General features: G+C 73.4%; 5 protein-coding genes. 1 reads left to right on the forward strand and 4 read right to left on the reverse strand.

Annotated features, from left to right (window positions below; genetic code table 11):
- Positions 1 to 301 precede the first annotated feature (301 nt).
- Entirely contained in the window at positions 302 to 1,234 is a 933-nt protein-coding gene (locus STRAU_RS16890; protein WP_016641557.1) for a quinone oxidoreductase family protein, read from the reverse strand.
- 109 nt (positions 1,235 to 1,343) lie between these two features.
- On the opposite strand from STRAU_RS16890, the gene STRAU_RS16895 reads away from it, so the two are divergent.
- Positions 1,344 to 1,811 carry a MarR family winged helix-turn-helix transcriptional regulator gene (locus STRAU_RS16895; RefSeq protein WP_052029123.1) on the forward strand — a complete coding sequence of 156 codons (468 nt, stop codon included), beginning with the start codon at positions 1,344 to 1,346 and terminating at the stop codon, positions 1,809 to 1,811.
- Positions 1,812 to 1,883: 72 nt separating this feature from the next.
- Here STRAU_RS16895 and fdhD read toward each other — a convergent pair whose 3' ends face one another.
- From fdhD to STRAU_RS16910, 3 genes are all read right to left on the reverse strand, one after another.
- On the reverse strand, positions 1,884 to 2,744 hold the full coding sequence (gene fdhD / locus STRAU_RS16900; RefSeq protein WP_016641559.1) for a formate dehydrogenase accessory sulfurtransferase FdhD: 861 nt from the start codon (positions 2,742 to 2,744) through the stop codon (positions 1,884 to 1,886).
- 5 nt (positions 2,745 to 2,749) lie between these two features.
- Positions 2,750 to 3,610, reverse strand: coding sequence for a 2Fe-2S iron-sulfur cluster-binding protein (locus tag STRAU_RS16905; RefSeq protein WP_016641560.1), 861 nt, complete (start codon positions 3,608 to 3,610; stop codon positions 2,750 to 2,752).
- A partial coding sequence (locus STRAU_RS16910) for a complex I 51 kDa subunit family protein (protein ID WP_052029124.1) occupies positions 3,607 to 4,901 on the reverse strand: 1,295 nt, incomplete at its 5' end. The genes STRAU_RS16905 and STRAU_RS16910, both read right to left, overlap by 4 nt.

The following is a 4,901-nucleotide window of genomic DNA, read 5'->3' on the forward strand; positions in this document are numbered from 1 at the left end:
CCTCGGCCGCGCCGCCGCTCAGCGCGGGCGGCAGGGCCAGGGCGGCGAGCGCGCCGGCGGTCAGGGCGGCGACGGTGCGCCGCCGGGGGGCGAGGCCCGGCCGGAGCCGGGAGGAACGGTCTTGTCTGAGGCGTACACGGAGTCTCGACGGCATGGTGCGGGCCCTTCATGTCGACCGGACATTCGGACATCCCACGTCCAACGTGCGCGTCACTGAAGCTACTTGGGGGCCTTGGAGCAACACAAGAAGCGTGCGCGTAACGGAATACCGGCAGGGTTGCCGGGCGCGGACGTGGTCAGATTAAGCGATAAGTACGATCTTGCCCGTGTTGACGCGCGACTCGATTGCGCCGTGTGCCGCGGCCGCGTCCTCCAGGCCGAACTCGGCGTGCACGGCGGGCCGCACCTCGCCCGCCGCGAACAGCCGCCACAGGTCGCGGCGCCACGCCTCGTACAGCTCCGGCCTGCCCCGGGCGATCAGCCCGATCTGAAAGCCCGTCACCGTCTTGGCGCCGACCAGGAGATCGTAGGCCGACAGCGTCCCGCCGCCCGAGCTGTACGCCACCATCCGGCCGTGCGGCGCGAGCGCGGCCAGGGCCGGGGCGAGCAGCTCGCCGCCCACCGCGTCCAGGCAGTAGTCGCATGGGTCGACGCGCTCGCTCCAGTCCGGCGTGTAGTAGGTGACGACGTCGGTGGCGCCGAGCCCGCGCACGAAGTCCGCCTTGGCCGCGTCCGACACGGCGCCCACCACCCGCGACGCGCCCCGCAGCCCGGCGAGCTGCACGGCGAGATGGCCGACGCCGCTCGCCGCGGCCGTGATGAGCGCGGCCTCGCCCGGCGCCGGGCGTGCGGCCTCCAGCGCCCCGTACGCGACGAGCCCGCTGCGCACCAGCGCCACGGCGTCGACCGCGCTCGCGCCGTCGGGCACGGGCGAGGCCATCGCGGAGTGCAGCAGTGCGTAGTCGGCGTACCCGTGGCCGAAGACCAGGCCCGTCACCCGGTCGCCGGGTGCGAAGCCGGTCACGCCGTCACCCGGCCGGACCACTTCCCCGGCGACCTCGCCGCCGAGCGCGATGGGCTCGGCCGACTCGCGCACCTTGCGGACCACGGGCAGCGTCACGCCGACGGCGGCGACCCGGACGAGGAGCTCGCCCGGGCCCGGCTCGGGGACCGGGGCCTCCTCGACGAACAGGACCTCGGGGCCGCCTTGGCGCTCGTACCGGACGCGACGCATCCGTACCTCCTCGTGACTGCGGCGGTGCAGCCGCTGGGAATCGTTGGGAGCACCAACGATAATCACAACTTCATTGGGAAGTCCAACGGTTCTTGGATAGGCTCACCGCATGCCCGAGACCCCGCCTGCGCCCTCTGTGCCCTCCGCCCCGTCCGCCATCCGTACGCTGCCGAGCTGGCTGCTCGGCCGGGCCGCCGCCCGCGGCCGCGGTCTGGTCGCCGAGGCCCTCGCCGCCGAGGGCATGAAGATGTGGCACCACGTGGTCCTGGCCGCCGTGGCCGATCTCGCCCCGGTCGCCCAGGCCGACCTGGGGCGGGGCATCCAGCTCGACCCCAAGGACCTGGTCGGTGTCCTGAACGACCTGCAAGGGGCAGGGCTCGTGGAACGCACGCCCGACCCCAAGGACCGGCGCAAGAACGCCGTCACCCTCACCAGTGAGGGGAGGAAGCTGCTGCGCCGCTGCGCCACGGCTGCCCGCGCCGCCAACGCGGAACTGCTCGCACCGCTTTCGGCGGCCGAGCGGGAGGCGTTCCTGGACATGCTGGCGCGGGTCACGTGGCCGGAAGGGGCGGCGTAAGGGCCCGGCCGGCGCAGGGGGCGCTCCCCGCCGGGCCGGGACCCCGTCGCCGTGCCGCGGGGAGGGCGCCGGTCAGCCCGTGGCGGCCGCGGTCCGCAGGGCCACGCGGTGCTCGCCCGCGTACACGTTCATGGAGGAGCCGCGCAGGAAGCCGATCAGCGTCAGGCCGGTCTCGGCGGCGAGGTCGACGGCCAGCGACGACGGCGCGGAGACCGCCGCGAGCACGGGGACGCCCGCCATCACGGCCTTCTGCGCCAGCTCGAAGGAGGCGCGGCCCGACACCATCAGGACGGTGCGGGCCAGCGGCAGCCCGCCGTCCTGAAGCGCCCGCCCCACGAGCTTGTCGACGGCGTTGTGGCGGCCCACGTCCTCGCGCACGTCGATCAGGTCGCCGTCCTCGGTGAACAGCGCGGCCGCGTGCAGGCCCCCGGTCCGGTCGAAGACCCGCTGGGCCGCGCGCAGCCGGTCGGGGAGGCGGGCGAGCAGCTCGGGGGTCAGCCGGACCGGGGGAGCGCCGTCGGCGTGGTCGTCGATGGGCCAGCGGGCCGTGGTGCGGACCGCGTCCAGGCTCGCCTTGCCGCACAGGCCGCAGGAGGAGGTCGTATAGACGTTGCGCTCCAGGGTGATGTCCGGGATCACGACGCCGGGTGCGGTCGACACGTCCACCACGTTGTACGTATTGACGCCGTCCGCCGTCGCCCCCGCGCAGTAGACGATGGACCGCAGCTCGTCCGCCGCACCCAGCACGCCCTCGCTGACGAGGAAACCGGCCGCGAGCGCGAAGTCGTCGCCGGGCGTGCGCATGGTGATCGCGAGCGGCTTGCCGTTGAGACGTATCTCGAGCGGCTCCTCGGCGACGAGCGTGTCCGGCCGCTCGCTGACCACGCCGTCGCGGATGCGGATGACGCGGCGGCGCTCCGTGACTCGTCCCATGTCGATCAGTCCCGGTTCTGTACGTGCTGGTAGCCGAAGCGGCCCTTGATGCAGAGGTTGCCGTGGGTCACCGGGCTGTCGTGCGGCGAGGTGACCTTCACGATTTCATTGTCCTGCACGTGCAGGGTGAGGTTGCAGCCGACTCCGCAGTACGCGCACACGGTGGTCGTCCGCGTCTGGGCCGCCTCGTCCCAGGTCCCGGCGGCCCGCATGTCGAACTCGCTCTTGAAGCTGAGGGCGCCCGTCGGGCACACCTCCACGCAGTTGCCGCAGTACACGCAGGCCGAGTCGGTCAGCGGCGCGTCGTGCTCGACGGCGATCCGGGCGTCGAAGCCGCGGCCGACGACGGAGATCGCGAAGCTGTTCTGCCACTGCTCACCACACGCGTCCACGCACTTGTAGCAGAGGATGCACTTGTCGTAGTCGCGCACATACAGGTCGTTGTCGACCTTGGGCTCCTCGTTGAGGCGGGCCGCGTCCGGGCCGAAACGGTCCGGCTTCGCCTCGTACTCCTTCAGCCACTCGGCCGCGCGCGGCGTGGTCGACAAGTCGACGGAGGACGCCAGGAGTTCGAGGACGAGCCGACGGCTGTGCCGGGTGCGTTCGGTGTCCGTGCGGACCGCCATGCCGGGCTCGGCGCGCCGCGCGCAGGCCGGGGCGAGGGTCCGGGCGCCCTCGACCTCGACGACGCACACCCGGCAGGCGTTCTTCGGCCGCAGCGTGTCGCCCTCGCACAGCGTCGGCACGTCCTTGCCCGCGGCCCGGCAGGCGTCGAGGACGGTGCCGCCCTCGGGGACCCGCACCGGGTCGCCGTCGAGCGTGAACTCGACGAGGCGGCGCGGCGGTTGGAGCGGGATGGCGGTCATTCGTACGCCCCCAGGCGGTCGATGGCGGATTCCACGGCGTTCCACGCGGTCTGGCCCAGACCGCAGATGGAGGCGTCCCGCATGGCCTGCCCGATGTCGCGCAGGAGTGCGATGTCGTCGGCGGCGGCCGCGCCCGTGCGGTCGGCGATGCGGTGCAGCGCCTCCTCCTGCCGTACGGTGCCGACCCGGCAGGGCACGCACTGGCCGCACGACTCGTCGCGGAAGAACTCGGCGACGCGCAGCAGGAGTCGGGGGAGCGGCACGGAGTCGTCGACGGCGAGCACCACCCCGGAGCCGAGCGTCGTGCCCGCCTCGCGCGTGCCCTCGAAGGTGAGCGGGATGTCCAGCTCGTCGGGCCGTACGAAGCCGCCCGCGGCGCCGCCGAGCAGGATCGCGCGCAGGTTGTCCGGCAGGCCCGCGAGGTCGAGCAGCTCGCCCAGTGTCGCGCCGAACGGCAGCTCGTACAGGCCCGGGCGGGCCACCGCTCCCGAGACGCAGAACAGCTTGGGGCCGGTGGACTTGGGCGTGCCGATCGCCGCGTACGCCGCCGCGCCCATGGTGAGGACGGGCAGCACGTTCACGAGCGTCTCGACGTTGTTCGCGGCCGTGGGCTTGCCGAAGAGGCCCTTCTCCACGGGGAACGGCGGCTTGGAGCGCGGCTCGCCACGGTACCCCTCGATGGAGTTGAACAGCGCGGTCTCCTCGCCGCAGATGTAGGCGCCCGCGCCGCGGCGGATCTCGATGTCGAAGGCGAACCCGTGGCCGAGGATGTTCTCGCCCAGCAGGCCGCGGGCGCGGGCCTGTGCGATCGCGTGCTCCAGGGTGCGGAGGGCGCGTGGGTACTCGCCGCGCAGGTAGAGGTAGCCGTGGTGGGCGCCCACCGCGTACGCCGCGATGGTCATCGCCTCTACGAGCGCGTACGGGTCGCCCTCCATCAGCACGCGGTCCTTGAACGTGCCCGGCTCCGACTCGTCCGCGTTGCACACCAGGTAGTGCGGGTGGTCCGGCTGGGACGCCGTCGCCTGCCACTTGCGTCCCGTCGGGAACGCGGCGCCGCCCCGCCCGACCAGTCCCGCGTCGGTGACCTCCCGGATGACGTCGGCGGGGCCGAGGGTGAACGCCCGGCGCAGGGCTGTGTAGCCGCCGTGCGCGCGGTAGTCGTCCAGCGAGCTGGGGTCCACGATGCCTGTGCGGCGCAGCAGGATCAGGCCGGGGGTCCCGGCCTGGGGGACGGCGTGGCCGGGCGGGGGCTCCGCCCCCGGACCCCCGATATCGGCGCTTCGCGCCTCGT

It is taken from the genome of Streptomyces aurantiacus JA 4570, assembly GCF_000414115.1.
GTDB classification, from domain to species: Bacteria; Actinomycetota; Actinomycetes; order Streptomycetales; family Streptomycetaceae; genus Streptomyces; species Streptomyces aurantiacus_A.

What these genes read in the sequence shown, in the direction of transcription:
- STRAU_RS16890 (WP_016641557.1), bottom strand. Translation starts at nt 1,234, where the DNA reads ATGCGTCGCGTCCGGTACGAGCGCCAAGGCGGCCCCGAGGTCCTGTTC.
- STRAU_RS16895 (WP_052029123.1), top strand. Translation starts at nt 1,344, where the DNA reads ATGCCCGAGACCCCGCCTGCGCCCTCTGTGCCCTCCGCCCCGTCCGCC.
- fdhD (WP_016641559.1), bottom strand. Translation starts at nt 2,744, where the DNA reads ATGGGACGAGTCACGGAGCGCCGCCGCGTCATCCGCATCCGCGACGGC.
- STRAU_RS16905 (WP_016641560.1), bottom strand. Translation starts at nt 3,610, where the DNA reads ATGACCGCCATCCCGCTCCAACCGCCGCGCCGCCTCGTCGAGTTCACG.